Source organism: Actinomadura spongiicola (assembly GCF_003432485.1).
Lineage (GTDB): Bacteria > Actinomycetota > Actinomycetes > Streptosporangiales > Streptosporangiaceae > Spirillospora > Spirillospora spongiicola.
This window is the reverse complement of the sequence record NZ_QVNQ01000003.1, coordinates 443,411-465,478: the sequence shown is the minus strand read 5'-3', so window position 1 is coordinate 465,478 and position 22,068 is coordinate 443,411. Positions and strand designations below refer to the sequence as shown.

The window sequence follows — 22,068 nt, the reverse complement described above, 5'->3', positions numbered from 1 at the left end:
CATCCCGCAGAGAACCCGGCCTCTCATGACCACCCAAGGACCCACGGACGCGCACAGGAACAACGTCCTGCGCGTCCTGCGGGCCGCCGCGATCGCGGCGGCCGCGGCAGCCACCGTCCTCGTGACCGGGCTCGTCGTCGGCGGCTCCGTCACCGAGAAGGTCATTCCCGGGCTCGGCGACGCCGGCGAGCTCACCCGGTGGGGCCTGCCCGCGTCCCGGACCGCGATGGACCTGCTGTCCGCGCTGACCGTCGGCGCGCTGCTGGCCGCCGCCGCGCTGCTGCCCATCGAGGGCGGCGGGCGCGGACCCGGCCGCCTGTCCAGGGACGCGATCGGATACCTGCACGCCGCGTCCTGGCTCGCCGCCGCCTGGGGGGCCGCCGCCGCGGCCACCCTGGTCTTCACCGTCGCCGACGTCCTCGGCCAGCCCGTCGAGCAGGTCCTCACCGGCAACGAGCTGAGCAGCTACGTCGGGTCGCTGCCGCAGGGCACCGCCCTGATGATCGTGGTGCTGCTGGCCGTCGTCGTGGCGCTGCTGGCCCGCACCACCACCACGCCCGCCGCCGCGTTCGGGCTGCTCGCGATGGCCGGGATCGCGCTGCTGCCCGCGCCGCTGACCGGGCACTCCGCGTCCGCCGCCAACCACACCGTCGCGACGACCGGCGTCGCGCTGCACGTCGCCGCGGTCGCGCCGTGGGTCGGCGGCCTCGCCATCGTCGGCGTGCACGCCCTACTCCGCCGCGACCGGCTGCCCGTCATGGCCGACCGGTTCAGCCGCATGGCCCTGTGGTGTTACGTCGCCGTCGGCGCCAGCGGCCTGGTGAACGTGATCGCCCGGCTGCCCGACCCGGTCGAGCTGGTCGAGACGAACTACGGCAGGCTCGCCCTCGGAAAGATGCTCGCGTTCGCCGCGCTGGGCTGGTTCGGTCACCTGCACCGGACCCGGACGCTGCCCGCGCTGGCGGACGGCAGACCCTGGGCGTTCGCGCGGTTCGCGTCCGGCGAGATCGTCGTGATGGCCTCCGCGATCGGCCTCGCCGTCGCGCTGGCCCGCACCGCGCCGCCCGCCCCGGCCGAGCCGGAGTCGGTGGTCAAGGCGCTGCTCGGCTACGAGATGCCCCCGGAGATCACCCCGGCGCGGCTGGCGACGCTGTGGCAGCTCGACCTGTTCTTCGCCGCGCTGGTCCTCGTCCTCGGCGGCCTCTACCTCGCCGCCCTCGTCCGGCTGCGCAGGCGCGGCGACGGTTGGCCGATGGCGCGCGCCGTCTCCTGGTTCATCGGGCTGCTGACCATCGTCGTGGCCACCCAGACCGGCGTCGCCAAGTACGCGCCGATCCTGTTCAGCGTGCACATGGTGCAGCACATGGTGCTGAACATGCTGACACCGATCTTCCTGGTCGTCGGCGCGCCGGTGACGCTGGCGCTGCGCGCCCTCAAACCGGCCCGCGTCCGCGGTGACCGCGGCCCCCGCGAATGGCTGACCGCGATGCTGCACAGCCGTGTCGCCGCGGTCGTCGCGCATCCGGCGGTCGCGACGTTCGTCTTCGTGGTGAGCACGTTCGCGCTGTACTTCACGCCGCTGTTCGAGTCCGCGATGCGCAACCATCTCGGGCACATCGCGATGACGGCGCACTTCCTGCTCGCCGGGTTCCTGTTCTTCTGGGTGCTGCTCGGCGTCGACCCCGCGCCGAAGAAGCTGCCCTACCCGGGCCGGCTCCTGCTGCTGTTCGTCACGATGCCGTTCCACGCGTTCTTCGGCATCGCGCTGATGAACCTGAGCCAGGCGCTGGCACGCGGCTGGTACGCGTCCGTGGACCCGCCGTGGGGTACCACGATCCTGGAGGACCAGCACACCGGCGGCGGGATCGCGTGGGCGTTCGGGGAGATCCCGACGTTCATCGTCCTGATCGTCCTGGCGGTCCAGTGGTACATGGACGACCAGCGGCAGGCGCGGCGCGGCGACCGCAAGGCCGACCGTGCCGCGAAGGGCGGCGGACGTCCCGGAGACGACGAGCTCGCCGCCTACAACGCCCGCCTCGCCAAACTCGCCGAACGGGACCGCGCCGCCGAGGAGCAGGACGACGGCGCCTCGTCCTGACCGGAGACTCCCTCTCGCGGGGGAGTGGCCCGGGGCGCCTGATCTGCGAGGATCGGTTCCGTGACACGCGTGCTGCGGCCGCTGATCGAGCGGACGACCTGGCTGCGCTGGTCCCACCTCGTCGTGGGCGGCGCCCTGCTGATGCCGTACTGGTTTCTCGGGATCACCCTGAGCCCGGTGCTGCCGGTCGCCAACAAGGTCGTCAACGCCGTGCTGATGTTGCTGGTGTTCCCGGCGGTGGCGACGTTCGTCACCGGGCTCGTGCCGACGGTGCGGCTGCTGGAGGGCTCGCTCGCCAGGGAACTGCTCAAGGGCCCGGCCACGGCGATCGTGCCGGCCCCCGCCCGGTCGTGGGAGAGCCGGGTCCGGGCGGGCGCGTGGTTCGGCGTGCACCTGGCCGCCGGGGTGGTGGTCAGCGGGCTGAGCCTCGCCGTCCCGCCGTTCGCGATCGTGCTGATCCTCGCGCCGATGGTGAACTGGGACACGAAGTTCCTCGCCGCCTGGGGGTGGGCTGACACCTGGCCGCAGTGGCCCACACCGTTCGCCGGTCTGGCGTCGCTCGCCGTGCTGCTCGCGCTGATCGTCGGCGTGGGCGCGCTGCTGTCCCGGCTGGCGCCGCGGTTCCTCGGCCCGTCCGCCGTGGACCGGCTCGCCGAGATGGAGGCCAGGGCCGTCAAGCTCGCCGAACGGAACCGGCTGGCGAGGGAGCTGCACGACTCGGTGGGGCACGCCCTCAGCGTGGTGACGTTGCAGGCCGCCGCGGCGGGCCGGGTGCTGGACGCCGACCCGGAGTTCGCCCGGGAGGCGCTCGGCGCCATCGAGGACTCCGCCCGCGCCGCGCTGGAGGACCTCGACCATGTGCTCGGGCTGCTGCGGGAGGACGCGTCCAGGACCGCCGCCGCCCCGCAGGCCACGCTGAAGGACCTCGGGCGGCTGCTGGAGCAGACGAGGATCGCCGGGGTGAAACTCGACGCGGACGTCGGCGCGGAGGTGGAGCACGTCCCGGCGGCGGTGTCGCGGGAGGCGTACCGGATCGTCCAGGAGGGCCTCACGAACGCCCTGCGGCACGCGGGCAAGGTCCCGGTGCGGCTGCGGCTCGGCGTGGAGCGCGAGCGGCTGGAGGTGGAGATGAGCAACCCGCTCGGCGCGCCGGGCGGCGCCGCCGCGGACCATGGCGGCGGGCGCGGGCTCGGCGGCGTCCGCGAGCGCGTCACCGTGCTGCGCGGCGAGATGACGGCCGGCCCGGACGGGGACCGCTGGCGGTTCCGTGTCTCGCTGCCGCTAAGGTCCGGAACATGACGATCAAGGTTCTGCTGGTCGACGACGAGCGGCTGATCAGAGCGGGGCTCGCGGCCATCATCGCGGCCGAGGACGACCTGACCGTGGTCGGCGAGGCCGCGGACGGCGCGGAGGTGCCCGACGCGGTGCGGCGGCTGCGCCCCGACGTGATCCTCATGGACGTGCGGATGCCGCGCCTCGACGGCATCCAAGCCACCCGCCACATCCTGGACACCGTGCCGGAGCCGCCCCGCATCATCGTCGTCACGACGTTCGAGAACGACGAGTACGTGTACGACGCGTTGAAGGCGGGCGCCAACGGCTTCCTGCTCAAACGGACGAGGCCCGAGGAGATCCTCCAGGCGATCCGCATGGTGACGCACGGCGAGAGCCTGCTGTTCCCGGCGGCGATCCGGGAGCTGGCCGCCCAGCACGGGCCGTCCGACGGCGGGACGACGGCCGGTGCGCCCTGGCACGGGCAGCTCACCGAGAGGGAGGGCGACGTGCTGCGACTGATGGCGAAGGGACACTCCAACGCCGAGATCGCCCAGGAGCTGTTCGTGAGCCCGCAGACGGTGAAGACGCACGTCGGGAACATCCTCGCCAAACTCCAGGCCCGCGACCGCACCCAGGCCGTGATCTTCGCCTACGAGACGTCCTTCATCACCCCAGGCTGACCGGCACGGCGACGCTCGGCCCGCCAGAAACGGTCAGCCCATCAGAAACGTCATCGCCGCTACGTTGATCCCGGCCAGGGCGGCGGCCACGGCCGCCCCGGCAAGGCGTTCCCTCAGCCTGGACAGTGCCAGCAGGCCACAGAGCAGGACGCTCGCGGCGAGCGCCGCCTCGTGCAGGTGCAACGCGGTACGGTCGCCGGTCAGGAACATGGTCTCGGGGAAGTCGAACCCGATGAACCTGTGGGCGCGGAGCCGCTCACCCGCGTGGAGGACGACCCACAGTCCGGTGACCTGGATCGCGAGGGCGGACGCCGCCGCGAGCGTCAGCGCCGTCTGGCCGCCCGACCGGACCAGCGCCGCCGCGCCGATCAGCGTGTAGACGAGGGCGAGGCAGGACAGGTAGCGGCCGTAGGCGAAGTTGCCCACCCGGTGCTCGTCGGGCAGCGCGCCCGACGAGGCGTACGCGATGCCGAAGGTCACGGCGAGCAGCACGCCGGGCACGACCTTCTCCGCCACGGGGGTTCCGCGCCGGGCCAGGGCCGCCGCGACGACGACGAGCCCGATGCCCGCCAGCCCCCACGTGGAGACGATCAGGTACCAGATCTGCCCGGCGGCGCCCGCCCACGTCCACCCCTGCCCCGAGAGCGTGGTGAGCCGCGACTCCAGTATCCCGGCGAGGTCCCGGCTGCCGCCCGGATACAGCGCGCCGCGGACCTGCGCGTTGAGCGCGGCGGCCGCCGCGTACCCGGCGAGCGCGACGCCGCCCCCCGCGACCGCCGCCCGGACCTTCCGGCGGTCGATCGCCGCGACGGCGACGAGGGCGATGACGTGGACGGCGAGGACGACCATCCCCCGCGTGTGGACCGCCACCGCGTACGACGCGACGAGGCTCCCGAGCATCGCGGCCCCGTACGCTCGTACCGAAAGGTGTGGGACGTCGCCTCCGACAGGAGAGTCGCCGCGACCGGAACGGGCGAACCGGTCGAGGGTCAGCAGCCACCCTAGGACGAGCGTCGGCAGGACGGCGTCCGCGAGCGCGAAGCAGCCGAAGAACGTCGTGGCGGGCAGCAGCGCGGCGGCGAAGGCCAGGGGCGCCGCGGTACGGCGGGTGAGACCGAACCGCCGCGCCGCCGCGTATCCGAGCGGGAACAGCGCCGCGCCGACCAGGGCGTTGATCAGCATGACGATCCGGTAGACCGTCACCGGGTCGTCGGCCAGCCAGTACGCGGGTGTCAGCACCAGGGAGTATCCGCCCGGGTAGAAGGTCTGACCGGAGAAGTCGCCGCCGGGTCCTCCGGTCAGCCACCGCGCGGCCGCCAGGTAGCCGTTCTCGTCCGGGTTGGCGGCGGAGCCGGTCCGGTCGCGGGCGAACCAGAGCCGGGCGACCACCTGGACGAGGGTCCCCGCAACGAGCAGGAGCGTCATGGAGCGCGGGGGAGCGGCCCGGCCGGGGGTCTGGACGGGCCGGAGGACTGTGGTCGTCATGGCGCCGACGGTTCCAGCGGCTCGTCAAGATCTTGTGAGAGCCATGTCCGGATCCTGTGACAGAACCCGGTTGATGATCGTATGTGGCGAATAATGGGCGCGTGGCGAGCATTCTGTTCATCGAGGATGATCCGTCCGCGCGGGTGGCGCTGGAGTTGGCGCTCACCCGGCAGGGCCACGGCGTGACGTCCCGGGCCAGCGGGGAGGACGGTCTGGAGGCGCTGCGCGCCCGCCGTCCCGAGATCGCGATCCTGGACGTGATGCTGCCCGGCATCGACGGCATCGAAGTGTGCCGCCGCATCCGCCGCACGGACCCGCTGCCCGTGATCCTGCTGACGGCGCGCGGCGACGACCTCGACATCGTCCTCGGCCTGGAGGCGGGCGCCGACGACTACGTGGTCAAGCCCGTCGAGCCCCGCGTGCTGGACGCCCGGATCCGCGCCGTTCTGCGCCGCGCCGACCAGACCCGCCTCGACCGCTCCGTCCACGGCGACCTCGTCATCGACCGGAGCTCCCTCAAGGTCACCAAGGCCGACAAGGATCTGCGGCTCACCCCGACCGAGCTGCGGCTCCTGCTGGAGCTGACCCGCCGTCCCGGCCAGGCCCTCACCCGGCAGCACCTGCTGTCGGAGGTCTGGGAGCACACCTATCCGGGCGACTCGCGGCTGGTGGACGCCTGCGTCCAGCGCGTCCGCGCCAAGATCGAGGACGAGCCCGCCGAGCCACGCCTGATCGAGACCGTCCGGGGCTTCGGCTACCGGTTCGCGCCGCCGTGATCGGACTGCGGCTACGGCTGACGGCCGCGTTCACGGCGGTCGCGCTGCTGGCGGCGCTGCTGGCGTCCGGCATCTCCTACGTACTGCTCAGGCGCGTGATGCTGCACCGCGCCCAGTACACCGTGCTGACCGACGTCCGCAAGACCCTCACCCGGCAGGTCCCGGACGAGCTGCCACCGGACGTGACCCCGCTGATCGGCGCCCAGTTGGAGGATGCCCTGGAGGCGGTCCCGGGACGGAAGGCCGCGGCCGTGCCCATGCGCCTGGACGGCGGCGTCAACCTGCCACCCCGGAACAAGCTGGACGTTCCCGTCAGTACCGAGTTCGCCATGCGTGCGATGCGCAAGCTGGTCTTCCAGCGCGTCATCCGGGATGGAACGCCGTATCTGCTGGTCGGCACGCGCCTCGACGGCTACGTGACGACCAGCGAGGAGCCGCAGCGGACCGTGCCGCCGATGGTGTACGTCTCCGCGAGCCTGAGCAGGGAATCCGCCGACCTGCGGTTGCTCACCAACGCGCTGGTGGTCGCGGACGCGCTGGCGCTGGGATCGGCGATCGTCCTCGCGCTGCTCGCCACCCGCGGGGTGCTGCGTCCGGTGCGGCGCCTCGGCGTCGCCGCCCGCGCGCTGGGGGACGGCGACCTGGAGACGCGCGTGGAGGTGCGGGGCCGCGGGGAGTTGGCCGACCTCGCCCGCACGTTCAACGACACGGCCGACGCGCTGGAGCGGACGGTGACCGAACTGCGCGTGATGGAGGCCGCGTCCCGCCGGTTCGTCGCCGACGTGTCCCATGAGCTGCGCACCCCGCTGACCTCGATGATCGCTGCGACCGATGTCCTGGCGGAGCAGGCCGCCACCGGCGCGGACGGGGACGGGGACGGTGGCGCGGCGAGGCTCGTCGCGGACGAGACCCGCAGGCTCGGGCTGCTCGTCGAGCACCTCATCGAGATCAGCCGGTTCGACGCGGGCGCCGCCGTGCTCGTCCTCGACGACGTGAACGTCCTCGACGCGGTCGCCGCGACCCTGGCCGCACGCGGATGGCGCGAGCGGGTGACGGTGGACGGCCCGGCGGACCTGTTCGTCCGGCTGGACCCGCGGCGGTTCGACGTCGTCCTCGCCAACCTCGCCGGTAACGCGCTCAAGCACGGTCGACCCCCCGTGTCGCTGCGTTTCGCCCGCGCCGACCGCGCGGGTGTCGAGGGCGTGGAGGTAGTCGTCACCGATCGCGGACCCGGCCTCCCGGACGACCTGATCGCCGTGGTGTTCGACCGGTTCGTCAAAGCCGAGGCGGCGCGCTCGCGCAGCGACGGCAGCGGTCTCGGGCTGTCCATCGCCCGCGAGAACGCCGTGCTGCACGGCGGGACCCTGGAGGCCGCCAACGACCCGGACGGCGGCGCGATGTTCACGCTGTGGCTGCCCGCCGGCCCCGAGGAGGACCACGCATGATCGGAGTCCATGCGGCGCGGTGGGCGGCGCTCACGGCGCTGGCGGCCGTGCTGGCCGCGTCCGGCTGCGGCATCCGGCCGACCGGGATCGTCGACGCGGGCAACCCGCCCTTCGCCCGAGGGTACGCCGACACGATCACCGTCTATCTCGTGCGCGGCGGCATGCTGCGGCCGGTCACCCGCCCGGGCATACCCGGACGGCCGTATCTGGCGGTCGAGCAACTACACGTCCCGACGACGCCCCGAGAACGGACCGTGGGACTGCACACCGAAGTGCATCGCGCATTGACCGTCCAGGCCGTCAACGAAGGTCTCGGGTCGACTTTCGAAAGACCTTGGCCGCTGGCCGTCCAGCAGATCGATCGGTCGATGTCGCCGGGCTGGTCGCGGACGGCGATCGCGCAGATCGCGTGCACCGCGGAGGCCGTCCCCGGCATCGAAGGCGTCATTCTGGTGGGGGCCTCGAACACAGGCGACGGAGGGGGCACGCCTGTGAGTTGCCGCCAGTTCGCCGATCTGCTGCCCTGACCGCCGCTCAGCCCCGGGTCAGCCACTGGGCGCTGACGTCGCCGAGTACCGACCGGACGGCGAGGACGGCGATGCCGAGGGTGAGGACGGGCATCACGACCCAGCGCTCCACCTTGCCGTCCGTCCGCGGGATGACCGGGACGTCGAACCGGTACGGAAGCGGCCAGAACACCGGACAGCCCCGAGGCGTCAGACAGTCGCCGACGACGTGCGCGAAACAGCCGAGCCCGACCGCGAACCCGACGAAACTCATATCGATCTTGTGCATGAGCCAGACGGCGATGAGGGCGAGCGCGCAGTCGGCCAGCGCCGACTGCGGCTCCTTCCCCTCGAAGTCGAGGCCGATGCCCCGCAGCCCCAGACCGACGATCATGAACAGGCAGGCCCACCAGGCGTACTCGTAGTCGGTCGCGAGGAAGTCCATCAACAGACCCATCGCGACCGCGAACACCAGGGAGTGGGTCGCCTGCCGGTGCCCGCCCGACAGCTTCCCGATCCACTTGCACATGTGCTGGGTGATGGGACCGAACGTGTTGGCGATGCGCCCGTTGTGATGGTCGATGTCGGGCAGGATCGCCGCGCCCGCGCACACCACGGCGCCCGCCGCGACCTGCTCCGCCGACAGCGACACCGCGTAGTCGCCGAGCAGCCGCTCCTGCGCGATCACCGGCACGGCGCCCAGCCATGCCAGCGCGCCGCTGAGGGCGTGCGTCTTGCCCATCATCGTGCCCGTCCCCGCCTTCCAGCACGCCCTCTTGGCACGTCCCACCGCCGTGTCCGAGCGGGACTCTAACCCGCGACCGGTGGATTTCGACGGCGACGCGCCGAACCGGGCGCTATGCCCATTTGATGCGGGACGGTCCGTGCCGGTTCCGTGCCGGTTCCGGGTCAGACGGGGGTGCGTTCGCGGGCCGCGATGACGGCCTCGACGTTCTCCTCCGCCCACTCCGCGATGGCGCCGATCGGGGTCTGGAGGGACTGGCCGAGCGGTGTCAGCGAGTATTCCACCCGTGGCGGGACCTCGGCGAACACCCGTCGCGTGAGAAGGCCGTCGCGTTCCATCGCGCGCAGGGTCTGCGTGAGGACCTTCGGGGTGACGCCGCCGATCATGTCGCGGAGCTGCGTGAAGCGGCGGGGCCCGTCGCTCAGGCTGAGCACCACCAGTACGGACCACTTGTCGCCGATGCGATCCAGGACGAGCCGGGTCGGGCAGTTGGGGTCGAAAGCATTGCCCTTCATGGTTTCCCCAGGGTACCGGCGGAACGTTGAAGTAACCACTATCTCGTGGATACCGTCACTCGCGATCCACGACGTCCGAGGAGGTCACATGAAGATTCTGTTGATCGGCGCCACCGGAATGATCGGGCGGCGGATCGCGGACGAGGCCCGCCGCCGCGGCCACGAGGTCACCGGCGTCACCCGCAGCGGGAACGAGGACACGGCCAAGGCCGAGGCGCGCGACGCCGACGCGATCGCCGAGCTCGTCAAGGGCCACGACGCCGCCGTCCTGGCCGTCGCGCCCCCGCGGGACGGGTCGGACCCCGCCGGTCCGCTGCTGGAGTCCGGGCGCGGCGTGCTGGACGGGCTGCGCCGGGCGGGCGTGCGGCGCCTCGTCGTGGTCGGCGGCGCGGGAAGCCTGCGGGTCGCGGGCGGCGGACGGCACGTCGACTCGCCCTCGTTCCCCGACGCGTACAAGCCCGAGGCGCTGGCGCAGGGCGAACTGCTGGAGCTCGTCCGGGCCGAGGCCGCCGACCTGGACTGGACCTACATCTCGCCCGCCGCCCTGATCCAGCCCGGCGAGCGCACCGGCACCTTCCGGCTGGGCGGTGACGAGCTGCTCACCGACGACGAGGGCAACAGCACCATCAGCGCCGAGGACTACGCCGTCGCGCTCGTCGACGAGCTGGAGAAGAACCAGGCCGTCCGGCGCCGCATCACCGTCGCCTACTAGGCCCGTCCCCCAGGTCGTCTGGTGGGCGAGCCGGGCACGAGACGCCAGGCGTCGGACTCCTCGCCCGGCTCGTACCCCGAGTCGAGACGCTTGGCGACCACACCCGGGAGCCCCTGCCCGGCGGCGGCGTCGCGCACCGCGTCGCCGTCGCCGGGAAACCACGGCGCGGTCTGCCACCGCGCCCCGGACAGTTCGAGGGCGTCGAGCCGCTCCCGCCGCTCCCGGTACGGAACCTCCAGCAACGGCCGTCCGTCCAGATGCGCCACGTCGTAGATCATGTAGATCTCGCGGCCCTCCAGGACGGCGAGCTCCCCGTCCAGCAACGCGGGCCGGGCGCCGAGCGCGGCGCCGAGCCGCGACCCCAGCCCGCCCGGACCGTCGACGGCGCGGCCCCGGTCGTCGGTGAACCGCGTCCGGCCGCCCTCGACGTAGGCGACCAGCCGCCGACCGCCCCAGGCGAACTCGAACGCCCACGCGTCCTGGTCGCGGGGCAGCCGGTTCCGCTCCACCGGACGCATCGGGCGCAGTGACTCCGGCAGCGGCTCGGCCTCCGGGTCCGCGGGCGGGTCCATCCGGTGGATCATCCAGTTCCTGCCACCGGTCCGGAACAGCACGTACCGGCCCGAGACCCGCGCGCCATGAATGATGATCTTCACCTCGCGCTCGGACCACTTCTCCGTCTCGTACGTGCCCGCGTCCCAGATCGTCATCTTTCCGGCACCGTACTCGCCGCGCGGGATCTCGCCCTCGAACGTCGCGTACTCCAGCGGGTGGTCCTCGGTGTGCACGGCGAGATGGTTCGTGTCGGGGCTCCACGGCAGGCCCTTCGGCACGGCCCACGACACCAGCACGCCGTCGCGTTCCAGCCGCAGGTCCCAGTGCAGGCTGCTCGCGTGATGCTCCTGGACGACGAACGTGTCGTCGTCGCCGCGCGGCACCGCACTCTCCCGCGGCACGGGCTCCGGCGTCCTGCCCGGGTCGCGCCTGCCCCGGTACTCGGCGAGCCGGTCCCGTTCGGCGGCGTTCTCGTCGTCTTCGGCGTCCTTCTTCCGCTTCTTCGGGGTCACGCCCGGTTCGTACCCGAGATCAGCGGATGAAGACGGCGTGATCGACGAGGTCGCCGGTGAGGTCCGGGGGGAGGCCCGCGACCGCGGACAGCTCCTCGGCGGACATGAACCCGCCCGTCTCGGCCCGCACCCGCTCGATCCTCGCCGCCAGCTCCGGCGTGATGCCGGGCAGCAGCGTCAGCGCCTCCGCCGGGGCGTGGTTGACGTCGACGAGCCCGCCGTCGTTGTACTGGCGCGGCAGGTCGGGGCGTCCGATCCGCAGCTCCTTCGCCAGGCCCGGATCGGCCTCCGCCAGCTCCCGAGCCTTGTCCCGCAGCAGCCGCCGCCGCTTGACCTGCTCCACGACGGAGTCGTTGTCGACGCCCGACAGCCCGTGCGGGTCGAACACCCGGCGGCGGATGAGGAACGCGTGCGCGCAACCCACCACCGCCAGGATGAACAGCAGCACCCCGACCATGCCTTCGGCGCCGTCGTCCTTCCGGAGGTCGGGGAGCAGGAACAGCATCACCACGAAGACGCCGAGGTAGGCGGCGGTGGAGACCAGCAGATGCACGCTGCGCCGCCACAGCGCCGCCGCCGCGAACGTGAACGGGGTGGCGTAGCCGAGGGTCAGGAACGGCAGCGCCGCCCATGTCACGCTGAGCGCCGCGCGCCCCGGCGGCATGCTGTCGGAGGGAACCCTCGGCTCGTACGGCGCTGGGGCGTTCATCTCTTGAGGGTCTCCCGGCCGGCGGTGGGGCGAATCGGACTCTAGATCAAGAGGTCTGTCACGGCAGGGTGAGTATTTCGTGGCCGTCCTCGGTCACCAGCAGCGTGTGCTCGAACTGCGCCGTGCGTTCGCGGTCCTTGGTGACGACCGTCCAGCCGTCCTTCCAGATGTCGTAGTCGTGCGTGCCGAGCGTCAGCATCGGCTCGATCGTGAACGTCATCCCCGGCTCGATGATCGTGGTGGCGTTCGGGTCGTCGTAGTGCGGGACGACCAGCCCGGAATGGAACGTCGTGCCGATCCCGTGCCCGGTGAAGTCGCGGACGACCCCGTACCCGAACCGCTTCGCGTACGACTCGATCACCCGTCCGATCACGTTCAGGGCCCGGCCCGGCCGCACCGCCCGGATGCCGCGCATCATGGCCTCCCGGGTCCGCTCCACCAGCAGCCGCGACTCCTCGTCCACGTCACCGCACAGGAACGTGGCGTCGGTGTCGCCGTGGACGCCGCCGATGAACGCGGTGATGTCCACGTTGACGATGTCGCCGTCGCGCAGGACGGTGTCGTCCGGGATGCCGTGGCAGATCACCTCGTTGATCGACGTGCACAGCGACTTCGGGAAGCCGCGATAGCCCAGCGTGGACGGGTAGGCGCCGTGGTCGAGGAGGAACTCGTGGCCGATGACGTCCAGCTCGTCGGTGGTGATACCCGGCCGGACGTGCCGCCCGACCTCCTCCAGCGCCTGCGCGGCGATCTTCCCGGCCACCCGCATCCGCTCGATGATCTCGGGCGTCTTCACGTCGGGCTCGCCGGTCTTCGGGCGCTTCTTCCCCACGTACTCGGGCCGCGGAATGTTCGACGGGACCTTGCGCATGGGGGAAACGTGTCCGGGCCGGAGAAGCTGGGTCGTCATGGTGAAAGTGTAGTCAGCGGGATCGCGGCAACGAATCCCGTGCCGACGCAAGATCGAGAGGAGCGCCGATGGCCGGTGACGACGGTGACTGGTGGTTCTGCCTGAAGCACATGAAGGTCGAGCACGGGCCCGGCTGCCCCGGCAAGGACCGCATGGGCCCCTACGAGTCCGAACACGCCGCGGCGGGCGCGCTCGAACTGGCGCGCCAACGCAACGAGGCCTGGCGCGAACAGAACACCGACGAGTAGGGCGAGGATCCGGGTTCGGTTCAGTCGACGACGGGCCCGGACACCGCGTCGAGCAGCCTGGCGAGGCGGCTGCGCAGCCCCCGGGGGGCCCGCGCCGGCTCCTGCCCGGCGGCCGCGCTGACCAGATGCTGCGCGCCGTCGAACGACAGGAGCGTCTCCTCCGGCGGGACGGTCAGCGCCTCATGGGCCAGGCCCCGCAACTCGCGGTCGCCGCCCTCCAACGCCAGGATGGTCGCCCCGACGCGGCGGGCGTCGTCCACCCGCTCCAGCAGCGGGACGGGCGCGTCGTCCTCCGCGACGACGAGCAGCGTCTCGCCGCGCCGCGCCGCCTCCAGCCGCGCCGGCCCGACCCGCAGATGCGGGGGCGCGTCCGCGGGCGGCGCCCAGCGCACCAGCGTCGGCGCGAGGCCCGGGGCGTCGCCGAGCCGGCTCTCGTCGTCCAGGTGCGCCGCCAGATGCCAGGGATCGTCGCCGGGCGTGCCGACGAGGAGTAACCCGCCGGGCGTGCGGGACGTGACCCGCAGCGCGCGGCCGAACTCCGCGGTCCGCTCCAGCCAGCCCGTCGTCGACAGGACCTCGCGCAACATGACGATCTGCTCGGCGTCCACGGGCACCATGGTGCCCCACCCGGCCGCCGCGGCAGGCGCCTTTCCGCGATGTGCGGAGCCCGCCGCGCGCCGGCGGCCCGCCCGCCTGGCAGACTCGGCGGCATGACGGAGCAGCAGAAGACGGCCCACGACCTGCCCGACGTGAGCGGCCTGACGATCGGCATCCTCGGCGGCACCGGGGACCAGGGCAAGGGGCTCGCGCGCCGGCTCGCGCTCGCCGGACACCGGGTGACGCTCGGCTCGCGCAGGGCCGAACGCGCCCGGGCCGCGGCCGACGAACTCACCTCCGGGCCGGACGCGGGCCTGCCCGTCTCCGGCGCCGACAACGCGGTCGCCGCCGGAGGGTCCGACGTCGTCATCGTCGCGGTGCCGTGGGACGGGCACCGGGCCACGCTGGAGTCGCTGCGCGCCGAACTCGCCGGCAAGATAGTCATCGACTGTGTGAACCCGCTCGGCTTCGAGAAGGGCAAGGGCGCGTTCGCGCTGCCCGTCGAGGAGGGCAGCGCCGCCGAGCAGGCCGCCGCCGTCCTGCCCGACAGCCGCGTCGTCGCCGCGTTCCACCACGTCTCCGCAAAACTGCTGCTCGACCCCGGCGTGGCCGAGATGGAACTGGACGTCCTCGTCCTCGGCAACGACCGGGAGGCGACCGACCTCGTCCAGGCTCTCGCGGGCCGCATCCCCGGCATGCGCGGCGTCTACGGCGGGCGGCTGCACAACGCCCACCAGGTCGAGGCGCTCACCGCCAACCTCATCTCCATCAACCGCCGCTACAAGGCCCACGCGGGCCTGCGCGTCACCGACGTCTGAGGATTCCGGACCGAGGATGAAGGATCCGGATGCGGCCAAGGGCCCCCTCGTCCTGCTGCCGTCGGCCGGGGCGGGCCCGCTGCGCGCGGTCGCCAGGCGGGTGGGCGTCGCCCTGCTGCTGCTCTTCGCCGTGGTGGCCGTCGTGTACATCGACCGCGACGGCTACCGCGACAACTCGGGCGGGACCCTGTCGCTGCTCGACGCCTTCTACTACGCCACCGTGACCGTCTCCACCACCGGCTACGGCGACATCACCCCCGTCCAGGACACCGCCCGCCTCGTCAACATCGTCTTCATCACGCCCGTACGGGTACTGTTCCTCATCGTCCTCGTCGGCACCACACTCGAGGTGCTCGCGGAACGCACCCGCCAAGACTGGCGCAGATCCCGTTGGAGTACGCGCGTGCGCGACCACATCGTGGTGGCCGGCTATGGCACGAAGGGCCGTAGCGCCATCAAGACCCTGCTGAGCACCGGCGTCGACCGCGGCTCGATCGTCGTCGTCGACCCCGACCCCCGCGTCGTGGCGGAGGCGACGGAGGCCGGGTTCGTCGGCGTAGTCGGGGACGCGACGCGCAGCTCTGTGCTCCGCCAGGCCGCCGTCCAGCGCGCCCGGGAGGTCGTGGTGGCCAGCGCCCGCGACGACACCGCCGTCCTGATCACGTTGACGGCGCGTCAGCTCAACCCCACCGCCGGAATCCAGGCGGCGGTGCGCGAGTCGGAGAACGTCCCGCTGCTACGGCAGTCCGGTGCCGACCATGTCGTGACGTCCTCGGAGGCGGCCGGGCGGCTGCTCGGGGTGTCCACCGTCCAGCCCGCCGTCAGCGAGGTCATCGAGGACCTGCTGGAACGCGGCAGCGGCCTCGACCTCGCCGAACGCGAGGTGGACCCGGACGAGGTCGGCGGCCCGATCGGCGCGGTGGACCAGCCGGCGCTCGCGGTGATCCGTGGCGGCCGGACCCTGCCGTTCGACCACCCCGAATGCGCGGAGCTCCACGCCGGCGACCGGCTGATCGTCGTGCGTTCGACACGGCGGCGGCGGACGGACACGGGCACGATGGGAGGGCCTCCCGAGGACCAGTCCCGGGAGGCCGGCTCCTGACGACGCTCAGCGGTAGGTGTGCTCGGGCGCCGGGTAGACGCCGCTCACCACCTCGTCGGCGTAGCTGCGGGCCGCCTCACTGAGCAGCGTGTTCATGTCCGCGAACCTCTTGACGAACTTCGCGGTGCGCGGGGTGAGCCCCGCCATGTCCTGCCACACCAGGACCTGCGCGTCGGTCTGGTTGCCGCCGCCGATGCCGATCGTCGGGATGGCCAGCGACGCGGTCACCCGGGCGGCGAGATCCTCGGGCACGCACTCGAGCACGACGGAGAACGCGCCGGCCGCCTGCAACGCCTTCGCGTCCGCCATCAGCTCGTCGCCGTCCTGCCCGCGGCCCTGCACCCGGTAGCCGCCGAAGGCGTTCACCGACTGCGGGGTGAGGCCGAGGTGGCCCATCACCGGGATCCCGGCGGCGACCATCGCCTCCACCTGCGGGAGGATCCGGCGGCCGCCCTCCAGCTTCACCGCGTGCGCGCCGGTCTCCTTGAGGAACCGGGTCGCGGCGGACAGGGCCTCGGGGACGCCCGTCTGGTACGAGCCGAACGGCAGGTCCGCGACCACCATGGCCCGCTTGGAGCCGCGGACGACCGCCGCGGTGAGGGGGATCAGATCGTCCACGGTGACGGGGATGGTCGAGTCGTAGCCGTACACGACCATCGCGGCGGAGTCGCCGACGAGCAGCACCGGAATGCCGGCCTCGTCGAAGATCCGCGCCGTGAGCGCGTCGTAGGCGGTGAGCATCGGCCACTTCTCGTGCCGCTCCTTGGCGGCGGCGATGTCGCGTACGGTCACCCTGCGCCCGCTCGTACCGCCGTACAGTGCGGTCGGCCGGCTGGAGGGTGCGACAGAAGAAGACATGCGAAACCTCCGGTCTTGAGGCGCCACGGTGGCGTACCCAGACGGAACCGATCGTGCCACTTTCCCAACGATTCGGGTAGTCCCGCCATTCCCCGCGCGGACCCCGCGGGGAGGGGCGATCCGACCGTTGGGCGTCCGGAATGTGGCTCGGAGACGCATTCACGGAAGGGATTTCGGCGTGGTAAGCGTGATCTTCTCCCCTTGAAACGGTGTCATGCCCCATACTGTCGCTGGGTAGGGCTCAAACGATCGGCTGTCTGGAGCGCGTCAGGTGAGATCCGTCATGGCGCCGCGAGGCGAAGCCCCCGCGACCGATTCCGCGTCCCGGACCCTGGTGCTGGGCATCGACGGTGCCCGGCGGATCGTGCAGTGCGGGCCGAACGCCAGGGCCGTCCTCGGCCGTGCCCCCGAGGACCTCATCGGCCATGCCGCCACCGCGCTGGTGAGCGAGGAGGCCAAGGCCGAACTCGACGCGCTCCTGGAGAAGGGCGACGGCGGGCAGGAACGCAACGGCGTGATCACCGTGCTGCGCGGCGACGGCACCTCCACCGAGGCCGTCGTGACCGCGCAGCCCCTCGTCGGCGGCGACTCCGGCGCCGCGCCCGCGACGCTGCTGTTCGTCCGTGTCGCGCTGCCGCCGAGCGAGCGCTACCAGGACCCGGCGCTCATGCGGCGCGCGCTGATGGACGACCAGCTCACCCGGTTCGGCGCGTCCCTCGACCTCGACCAGTCGGCGCGCGGGCTCGTCGACGTCGTCGTCCCGCACTACTGCAACGCCGCGTCCGTCCTCGTGCTGGAGAGCCTCGTCGCCGCCGACGAGGTGCACGCCGAGTCCGGGTCGGCGGTGCTGCGCCGTGTCGCCGTCAGCTCCGACGACGGGAACGCGGCGTGGACGTCGACGTTCCCCGTCGGCGAGGTCCTGGTGTTCCCCGAGGGCACCCCGTACCGGCAGGTCATGGACACGGCGCGGCCCGTCCACCTGCCGCACATCGACGTGGACGAGGCGTCCGAGATCGGGCGGCTGTGGCGGCGCGGCCCGGCGGGGGAGCTGCTGACCGGCGTGTCGATGGTGCTGCTGCCGATGATCGCCCGGGACACGCTGCTCGGCTTCATCGCCTGCACCCGCGTCCCCGGGTTCCGCAAGTTCGACCCGTACGACGTCGAGATCGGCATGGAGTTCGCGACCCGCGCCGCGATCGTCATCGACAACGCGCGCCGGTTCAGCCGCGAACGCGCCACCGCGCTAGCGCTGCAACGCAGCCTTCTGCCGAACCGGCTGTCGGCGCCGTCGTCGGTCGAGGTCAGGCACCGCTACCTGCCCGGCAGCAAGCTCGTCGAGGTCGGCGGCGACTGGTACGAGTCGATCGCGCTGCCCGGCGCCCGTGTCGCCCTCATCGTCGGGGACGTCGCCGGGCACGGTGTCCGCGCCGCCGTCACCATGGGACGGCTGCGCACCGCGCTGCACACGCTCGCGAACCTGGAACTGCCGCCCGCCGACGCCCTGCACGTCATGCACGAGCTGATGATCGAACTCGGCGAGCAGGAGCCGCACTTCGCGACCTGCGTGTACGCCGTGTACGACGCGACGACCGGCACCATCGAGATCGCGTCCGCCGGGCATCTGCCGCCGCTGCTCGCCGGCCCGAACGGCGACAACGACTACCTCAAGGTCCCGCCCGCGCCGCCGCTGGGTGTCGCGGGCGGCGCCGCGATCGAGAGCCGCGAGTTCACCGTCGAGGACGGCAGCCTGTTCGTCATCTACACCGACGGCCTGGTGGAGAACCGGGGCCGCGACATCGACGACGGCCTCGCCCGCCTCCAGACGATCTTCGGACCCGACTCGGTCGACCACTCGATGGACGACCTCGCGAAGGCCACCCTCGCGGGCGTGTACGCCGACCAGCACCGCGACGACATCGCCGTCCTGATCGCCCGGCTGCGCCGCCTCCCGGAGGACCGTTTCGCCTCCTGGACGCTGCCCGCCGACCCGGCCGCCGTCCGCCGCGCCCGCGGCCTCGTCCGCAGCAAACTCGCCGAATGGGACCTGGAGGAGCTCGACTACACCACCCAGCTCCTGGCGTCCGAGCTGATCACGAACGCGTTCCGCTACGCGCCGGGCCCGATCGAACTGCGGCTCCTCCTGGAACGCACCCTGGTCTGCGAGGTGCTGGACCGGTCCGCGGCGCTGCCCCGCCTCCGCCGCGCCGAGGACGACGACGAGAACGGCCGCGGCCTCCTCGTCGTCAGCCAGCTCGCGCACCGCTGGGGCACCCGCCGCACCGCCGCCGGGAAGGTCGTGTGGTGCGAGCAGATCGTCCCCGGCGTCGACCCGGACGCGTCCGAGCAGGTCGAGGGCTGGCCCGGCGAGTCCTGGCCCGGCGAGAACCACCACCGGGAGTAGCGGGGTTCACCCTCGCAGGATCCGGGCGAACTCCGCCCACCCCTCCGGCCCGGCGCTCAGCTCGACCCAGTCCGCCCTGCCGGTGACGGGCATCCCGGCCTCCGCCTGCGCCTCCGGCCCGACCGCCATCCCGACCGGCACCGGCGGCCCCGACCACCGCGGCTCCACCGTGAGGTCGGCCCGTCCCGGCACCTTCTGCGCCACCACCGACACCAGCGAGAACCCAGCGTCCAACCGCTCCACGAGCCCCCGCACGTCAACCTCGCGCCCCACCCCCGCGGTGACGGTCTCCTGCACACCCGACGTCGTCCGCCGCACCGTCATCGTCCCGACGACCCCCTCTCCCACGAACACCAACCATGTCGGCTGCGGGGCCCGGTCACGGCACAACTCCGTCAGCCGCTCCACATCCCACGCGATCCCCGCCGGCTCCGACGTCCCCCACCCCTCCGGCGGAGCCCCGCCCAGCTCCTCACACATCACCTGCGCGACGACCCCGACGCTCAACGTGTCGTACGCCGTGTGCCGGACGGTCGCGTCTACAACGATTTGCGTCCCATCCGCACCCGCCTCCTTGAAAGCCTCGGCGGTCCCGCCATCCGGCGAAAAGGCTCCACCGTCCCAAGCCAACGAGGCGCCATTGAACCCGTCGTAGTAACCACCCGCCGGATCGGTCACCACCCAACGACACTCGGGCCCAGTGAGCGCCAGCCGCAGCGGCAACGTCAACCGAGAATGCGCGGGCGTGACGACCTGAAGCCCCTTACCCGCCTCGGCGCACACCCGGATCGCCTCCGCCGTCCACGACGACAACGCCACCACGGGCCGGTTCTGCATCACCACCCCGACCCGCTCCGCCATCACGTCGATCACGTGACGTCCCTGACGTACTCCGGGTCACCGACCCAGACCTTGCCCCCGAGCCGCTCCACAAGCCGAGCCGCGAACCGCAACGCCACCACCTCCGACCCGGCCCTGAACTCGTCCCCCCGCGCCTCGACCCACCACACCGGCGTCTCCACCTCCCCGACCTCGGGCCCCAGCAACCGGGTCAACTCCCCGGCCACCTCCACCAGAACGGGTGTCTCGATCGTCACCACCGCCCGCCCATCCTCATCGCACAACCGCACAGCCCCACCGTCCGCCACCCCCTCCACCCGCCACTCACTCCCAGCCGCCACCATCCCCGCCACCACAGCCCCCAAATCCGGCTCGCTGCCCACCAACGCCACCACATCCTTAGTCATCTGCACCCCCTCACACCGAACCACCCAAGACAACGGCCACGCTCAGCCCCTCACCTACTCGTTCGCGATGTCCTCCAGGGCCTGAAGGCTGGGTGCCAGCTGCTCCTCGCCCTCCCCGGGAATGGCGCCGCCGCGCGGGTCCTCTGGGGCGCCGCACCATTTCCGCACGGCCCGCAACGGCGTGAGCGCGTCCAGAACCGCTTCGTGCAACCGCTGCTCCCACACAATTCGTGCGTTCTCCCCGTCGGCTCCCGCATCGGGTCGGGGCAGATAGGACGCCGCGTCGTCGGGCACCGACGCCCACAGATAGCCGATCGTCCTCCCATGAAGCCGGACCGGGTAATACCGCACGGCCTGATCGGTGGACGCGGCATAGTCACCAGTGAACTCTTGAAGCGCCCGTAGGCTCGGCGCCTCCCGCTCCTCGGCATCCGCCGGAATCGCTCCGCCACGAGGATCCTCGGGCGCACCCTTCCATTTGCGCAACGCCTGCAACGGTGTCAATCCCTGCGCGCCCGCCTCACGCAACCGCATCACCCACGGCACGCCCGCGTTGTAGCCGAGCGCTCCGGCATCCCCGCGATCCTGCCAATGTGCCGCGTCATCGCTCACCGACGCCCACAGGTAACCGACCACCTTGCCCTGAAGGACGACGGGGAAGTACCGCACTGGCCCATCGGTCGACGCCGGATAGCTCGTCTCCGGAACTTTCATCGGCGACAGTGGCCCCCAGCCCTTCCTTCGGTCAATGGGAGTACCGTCCGGCCAGGTCGGCTCTTGGGCGAAAAAGTCCTTGAGCGGGTCCACGTAGCCAGGGTTAGCCAGTTCTTCCAGCGCATCTAGGCTCTCCGCCTCGTCCTCAGGCGCGTCTGCGGCGATCGCTCCGCCTTCCGGATCTTCTGGCGCACCCCGCCACTTCCGTAGCGCCTCCAGTGCTTCAAGCCCGGCTGTACGGGCTTCGGTCAAACGCTTCGACCAGACCCAGGGCGCGTGAAACGCCATGTCCATCACTTCCAGCCGCCGAACGAACCCGGCGGCGGATTCTGACTTACCCGCATACAGATAGCCGATCACCTTGCCGCTGAGAGTTACCGGAACGTACCGGACAGCACCCAGGGGATCGGGCAGGTACGACGACTCGACTCGCTTCGGCCACCTGCTCATGAGGTCACCAGCCCCCCTCGTTCATCGCAGCTCGTTTTTCCTGGTCTCCAGGATTTGGCGTAGATGCGGCGGGAAGCATCGATCACCTCACCTCACCTCACCTCTGAGCGTCACGGGCACATGCCGAACCACCCCCAACGGCTTGGTCAGGTACGATGAATTGGACCGCTTTGGCCGCCCGCTTATGAGATCATGTTTGTTTAGCCTTTTTCTCGAAGGCCCCGGATGCGCCCAGCAATACAGCAATCCGCCGCGACGGGCGGGCATGTCCCCGGATAGGCGATGTAAACCTCAACCGTGGTGCTCGCGGCCTGCCTTTCCGTGCATGGGTACTGTCTCGCCTATCCTATACTAAATGCGCCCGGCGATACTCGGCCAGTTGCTCCTCGAAGGGCGGGCTACTGGCCAGCATCCACACTGCGCCAGTGGACTTCACTAGCACGACCGGCCCGGCCCCAGGGCCCATGGAATCCGAAGGCACCCGGGTCTCGACGTACTTCGCCGTGTTCCACGGGAAGACGTAGCACCACTCCTTGTCCTCAGCGAGGTCGTTCTCGAACAGTGCCAGCGGACGGGCGGACGAGGCGAAACCAGCAAGGTATGCCACTGCGATCTCTCTGGCTCGCTCAATATCCATTGACGAATTCCGCTCTCATCGAGACTTTGTCCGGTCCGGAATCCCGGCAGGCTCCCGCAGGGCGTGCGCCCGG

Annotated in this window: 23 protein-coding genes; 11 read left to right on the top strand and 12 right to left on the bottom strand. The window is 71.7% G+C overall.

The features are described from left to right. Positions 1–25 precede the first annotated feature (25 nt). Genes D0T12_RS10885 through D0T12_RS10875 form a run of 3 tightly spaced genes read left to right on the top strand, consistent with a single transcriptional unit; the run spans position 26 to position 4,053 of the window. Complete coding sequence (locus tag D0T12_RS10885) at positions 26–2,098, top strand: cytochrome c oxidase assembly protein (RefSeq protein WP_117399382.1); 2,073 nt, start codon at positions 26–28, stop codon at positions 2,096–2,098. Positions 2,099–2,158: 60 nt separating this feature from the next. Beyond that, the gene (locus tag D0T12_RS10880) at positions 2,159–3,397 is read left to right on the top strand and encodes a sensor histidine kinase (RefSeq protein ID WP_233525964.1); all 1,239 of its coding nucleotides are present in this window, start codon (positions 2,159–2,161) and stop codon (positions 3,395–3,397) included. Then, a complete protein-coding gene (locus D0T12_RS10875; RefSeq protein ID WP_117399381.1) occupies positions 3,394–4,053 on the top strand; it encodes a response regulator in 660 nt (219 codons plus the stop codon). The genes D0T12_RS10880 and D0T12_RS10875 overlap by 4 nt, the downstream gene beginning before the upstream one ends. 33 nt (positions 4,054–4,086) lie before the next feature. Here the strand turns inward: D0T12_RS10875 and D0T12_RS10870 are convergent, their stop codons facing one another. Next, positions 4,087–5,538, bottom strand: a complete 1,452-nt coding sequence (locus D0T12_RS10870; protein ID WP_117399380.1) for a hypothetical protein — start codon at positions 5,536–5,538, stop codon at positions 4,087–4,089. 101 nt (positions 5,539–5,639) lie between these two features. On the opposite strand from D0T12_RS10870, the gene D0T12_RS10865 reads away from it, so the two are divergent. From D0T12_RS10865 to D0T12_RS10855, 3 genes are read left to right on the top strand one after another with little or no spacing between them, the layout of a single operon-like run. Further along, positions 5,640–6,314 carry a response regulator transcription factor gene (locus D0T12_RS10865; protein ID WP_117399379.1) on the top strand — a complete coding sequence of 225 codons (675 nt, stop codon included), beginning with the start codon at positions 5,640–5,642 and terminating at the stop codon, positions 6,312–6,314. Then, a complete protein-coding gene (locus D0T12_RS10860) occupies positions 6,311–7,759 on the top strand; it encodes a sensor histidine kinase (RefSeq protein WP_199487400.1) in 1,449 nt (482 codons plus the stop codon). The genes D0T12_RS10865 and D0T12_RS10860 overlap by 4 nt, the downstream gene beginning before the upstream one ends. Then, positions 7,756–8,286, top strand: a complete 531-nt coding sequence (locus D0T12_RS10855) for a hypothetical protein (protein WP_117399378.1) — start codon at positions 7,756–7,758, stop codon at positions 8,284–8,286. Before D0T12_RS10860 ends, D0T12_RS10855 begins: the two co-directional genes overlap by 4 nt. A gap of 7 nt (positions 8,287–8,293) precedes the next feature. Here D0T12_RS10855 and D0T12_RS10850 read toward each other — a convergent pair whose 3' ends face one another. Together D0T12_RS10850 and D0T12_RS10845 are read right to left on the bottom strand one after the other, a co-directional pair. Continuing rightward, positions 8,294–9,055, bottom strand: coding sequence for a metal-dependent hydrolase (locus D0T12_RS10850; RefSeq protein ID WP_233525963.1), 762 nt, complete (start codon positions 9,053–9,055; stop codon positions 8,294–8,296). 119 nt (positions 9,056–9,174) lie between these two features. Beyond that, entirely contained in the window at positions 9,175–9,525 is a 351-nt protein-coding gene (locus D0T12_RS10845; protein ID WP_117399377.1) for a winged helix-turn-helix transcriptional regulator, read from the bottom strand. Positions 9,526–9,613: 88 nt separating this feature from the next. Here D0T12_RS10845 and D0T12_RS10840 point away from each other — a divergent pair, with 88 nt between their 5' ends. After that, positions 9,614–10,237 (top strand): NAD(P)-dependent oxidoreductase, encoded by a 624-nt coding sequence (locus D0T12_RS10840; protein WP_117399376.1) that lies wholly within the window; start codon positions 9,614–9,616, stop codon positions 10,235–10,237. Here D0T12_RS10840 and D0T12_RS10835 read toward each other — a convergent pair. Genes D0T12_RS10835 through map form a run of 3 tightly spaced genes read right to left on the bottom strand, consistent with a single transcriptional unit; the run spans position 10,234 to position 12,923 of the window. After that, positions 10,234–11,304, bottom strand: coding sequence for a DNA polymerase ligase N-terminal domain-containing protein (locus D0T12_RS10835; protein ID WP_117399375.1), 1,071 nt, complete (start codon positions 11,302–11,304; stop codon positions 10,234–10,236). The genes D0T12_RS10840 and D0T12_RS10835 overlap by 4 nt on opposite strands. A 19-nt stretch (positions 11,305–11,323) precedes the next feature. Continuing rightward, positions 11,324–12,013 carry a ComEA family DNA-binding protein gene (locus D0T12_RS10830; RefSeq protein ID WP_117399374.1) on the bottom strand — a complete coding sequence of 230 codons (690 nt, stop codon included), beginning with the start codon at positions 12,011–12,013 and terminating at the stop codon, positions 11,324–11,326. 58 nt (positions 12,014–12,071) lie between these two features. Then, the gene (gene map / locus D0T12_RS10825) at positions 12,072–12,923 is read right to left on the bottom strand and encodes a type I methionyl aminopeptidase (protein WP_117399373.1); all 852 of its coding nucleotides are present in this window, start codon (positions 12,921–12,923) and stop codon (positions 12,072–12,074) included. A gap of 68 nt (positions 12,924–12,991) precedes the next feature. Here map and D0T12_RS10820 point away from each other — a divergent pair, with 68 nt between their 5' ends. Then, on the top strand, positions 12,992–13,171 hold the full coding sequence (locus tag D0T12_RS10820; RefSeq protein ID WP_117399372.1) for a hypothetical protein: 180 nt from the start codon (positions 12,992–12,994) through the stop codon (positions 13,169–13,171). Between the two features lie 20 nt (positions 13,172–13,191). On the opposite strand, the gene D0T12_RS10815 is transcribed toward D0T12_RS10820, so the two are convergent. Beyond that, the gene (locus tag D0T12_RS10815) at positions 13,192–13,788 is read right to left on the bottom strand and encodes a hypothetical protein (RefSeq protein WP_117399371.1); all 597 of its coding nucleotides are present in this window, start codon (positions 13,786–13,788) and stop codon (positions 13,192–13,194) included. A 93-nt stretch (positions 13,789–13,881) separates the two neighbouring features. Here D0T12_RS10815 and npdG point away from each other — a divergent pair, with 93 nt between their 5' ends. Together npdG and D0T12_RS10805 are read left to right on the top strand one after the other, a co-directional pair. Beyond that, entirely contained in the window at positions 13,882–14,586 is a 705-nt protein-coding gene (gene npdG / locus D0T12_RS10810) for an NADPH-dependent F420 reductase (protein WP_199487399.1), read from the top strand. 16 nt (positions 14,587–14,602) lie between these two features. Further along, on the top strand, positions 14,603–15,688 hold the full coding sequence (locus D0T12_RS10805) for a potassium channel family protein (protein WP_117399369.1): 1,086 nt from the start codon (positions 14,603–14,605) through the stop codon (positions 15,686–15,688). A gap of 6 nt (positions 15,689–15,694) precedes the next feature. Here D0T12_RS10805 and panB read toward each other — a convergent pair whose 3' ends face one another. Beyond that, positions 15,695–16,546 (bottom strand): 3-methyl-2-oxobutanoate hydroxymethyltransferase, encoded by an 852-nt coding sequence (gene panB / locus D0T12_RS10800; protein ID WP_117399368.1) that lies wholly within the window; start codon positions 16,544–16,546, stop codon positions 15,695–15,697. Positions 16,547–16,829: 283 nt separating this feature from the next. On the opposite strand from panB, the gene D0T12_RS10795 reads away from it, so the two are divergent. Beyond that, positions 16,830–18,947, top strand: coding sequence for a SpoIIE family protein phosphatase (locus tag D0T12_RS10795; protein WP_117399367.1), 2,118 nt, complete (start codon positions 16,830–16,832; stop codon positions 18,945–18,947). Positions 18,948–18,953: 6 nt separating this feature from the next. Here D0T12_RS10795 and D0T12_RS10790 read toward each other — a convergent pair whose 3' ends face one another. The 4 genes from D0T12_RS10790 to D0T12_RS37375 form a co-directional block, all read right to left on the bottom strand. After that, positions 18,954–19,820 carry a DUF6177 family protein gene (locus D0T12_RS10790; protein WP_117399366.1) on the bottom strand — a complete coding sequence of 289 codons (867 nt, stop codon included), beginning with the start codon at positions 19,818–19,820 and terminating at the stop codon, positions 18,954–18,956. Continuing rightward, positions 19,817–20,194, bottom strand: a complete 378-nt coding sequence (locus D0T12_RS10785; RefSeq protein ID WP_147339473.1) for a hypothetical protein — start codon at positions 20,192–20,194, stop codon at positions 19,817–19,819. The genes D0T12_RS10790 and D0T12_RS10785 overlap by 4 nt, the downstream gene beginning before the upstream one ends. Before the next feature lie 54 nt (positions 20,195–20,248). Continuing rightward, positions 20,249–21,358 (bottom strand): hypothetical protein, encoded by a 1,110-nt coding sequence (locus D0T12_RS10780; protein WP_117399364.1) that lies wholly within the window; start codon positions 21,356–21,358, stop codon positions 20,249–20,251. Between the two features lie 346 nt (positions 21,359–21,704). Next, positions 21,705–21,995 (bottom strand): YrhB domain-containing protein, encoded by a 291-nt coding sequence (locus D0T12_RS37375; protein WP_117399363.1) that lies wholly within the window; start codon positions 21,993–21,995, stop codon positions 21,705–21,707. Positions 21,996–22,068: the final 73 nt, after the last annotated feature.

Bases quoted from the DNA above. Each gene is read 5' to 3' on its own strand.
- D0T12_RS10815 (WP_117399371.1), bottom strand. From the start codon at position 13,788: ATGGTGCCCGTGGACGCCGAGCAGATCGTCATGTTGCGCGAGGTCCTG.
- D0T12_RS10875 (WP_117399381.1), top strand. From the start codon at position 3,394: ATGACGATCAAGGTTCTGCTGGTCGACGACGAGCGGCTGATCAGAGCG.
- D0T12_RS10780 (WP_117399364.1), bottom strand. From the start codon at position 21,358: ATGAGCAGGTGGCCGAAGCGAGTCGAGTCGTCGTACCTGCCCGATCCC.
- D0T12_RS10820 (WP_117399372.1), top strand. From the start codon at position 12,992: ATGGCCGGTGACGACGGTGACTGGTGGTTCTGCCTGAAGCACATGAAG.
- D0T12_RS10870 (WP_117399380.1), bottom strand. From the start codon at position 5,538: ATGACGACCACAGTCCTCCGGCCCGTCCAGACCCCCGGCCGGGCCGCT.
- D0T12_RS10885 (WP_117399382.1), top strand. From the start codon at position 26: ATGACCACCCAAGGACCCACGGACGCGCACAGGAACAACGTCCTGCGC.
- npdG (WP_199487399.1), top strand. From the start codon at position 13,882: ATGACGGAGCAGCAGAAGACGGCCCACGACCTGCCCGACGTGAGCGGC.
- D0T12_RS37375 (WP_117399363.1), bottom strand. From the start codon at position 21,995: ATGGATATTGAGCGAGCCAGAGAGATCGCAGTGGCATACCTTGCTGGT.
- D0T12_RS10840 (WP_117399376.1), top strand. From the start codon at position 9,614: ATGAAGATTCTGTTGATCGGCGCCACCGGAATGATCGGGCGGCGGATC.
- D0T12_RS10805 (WP_117399369.1), top strand. From the start codon at position 14,603: ATGAAGGATCCGGATGCGGCCAAGGGCCCCCTCGTCCTGCTGCCGTCG.
- D0T12_RS10845 (WP_117399377.1), bottom strand. From the start codon at position 9,525: ATGAAGGGCAATGCTTTCGACCCCAACTGCCCGACCCGGCTCGTCCTG.
- panB (WP_117399368.1), bottom strand. From the start codon at position 16,546: ATGTCTTCTTCTGTCGCACCCTCCAGCCGGCCGACCGCACTGTACGGC.
- D0T12_RS10855 (WP_117399378.1), top strand. From the start codon at position 7,756: ATGATCGGAGTCCATGCGGCGCGGTGGGCGGCGCTCACGGCGCTGGCG.
- D0T12_RS10795 (WP_117399367.1), top strand. From the start codon at position 16,830: ATGGCGCCGCGAGGCGAAGCCCCCGCGACCGATTCCGCGTCCCGGACC.
- map (WP_117399373.1), bottom strand. From the start codon at position 12,923: ATGACGACCCAGCTTCTCCGGCCCGGACACGTTTCCCCCATGCGCAAG.
- D0T12_RS10785 (WP_147339473.1), bottom strand. From the start codon at position 20,194: ATGACTAAGGATGTGGTGGCGTTGGTGGGCAGCGAGCCGGATTTGGGG.
- D0T12_RS10830 (WP_117399374.1), bottom strand. From the start codon at position 12,013: ATGAACGCCCCAGCGCCGTACGAGCCGAGGGTTCCCTCCGACAGCATG.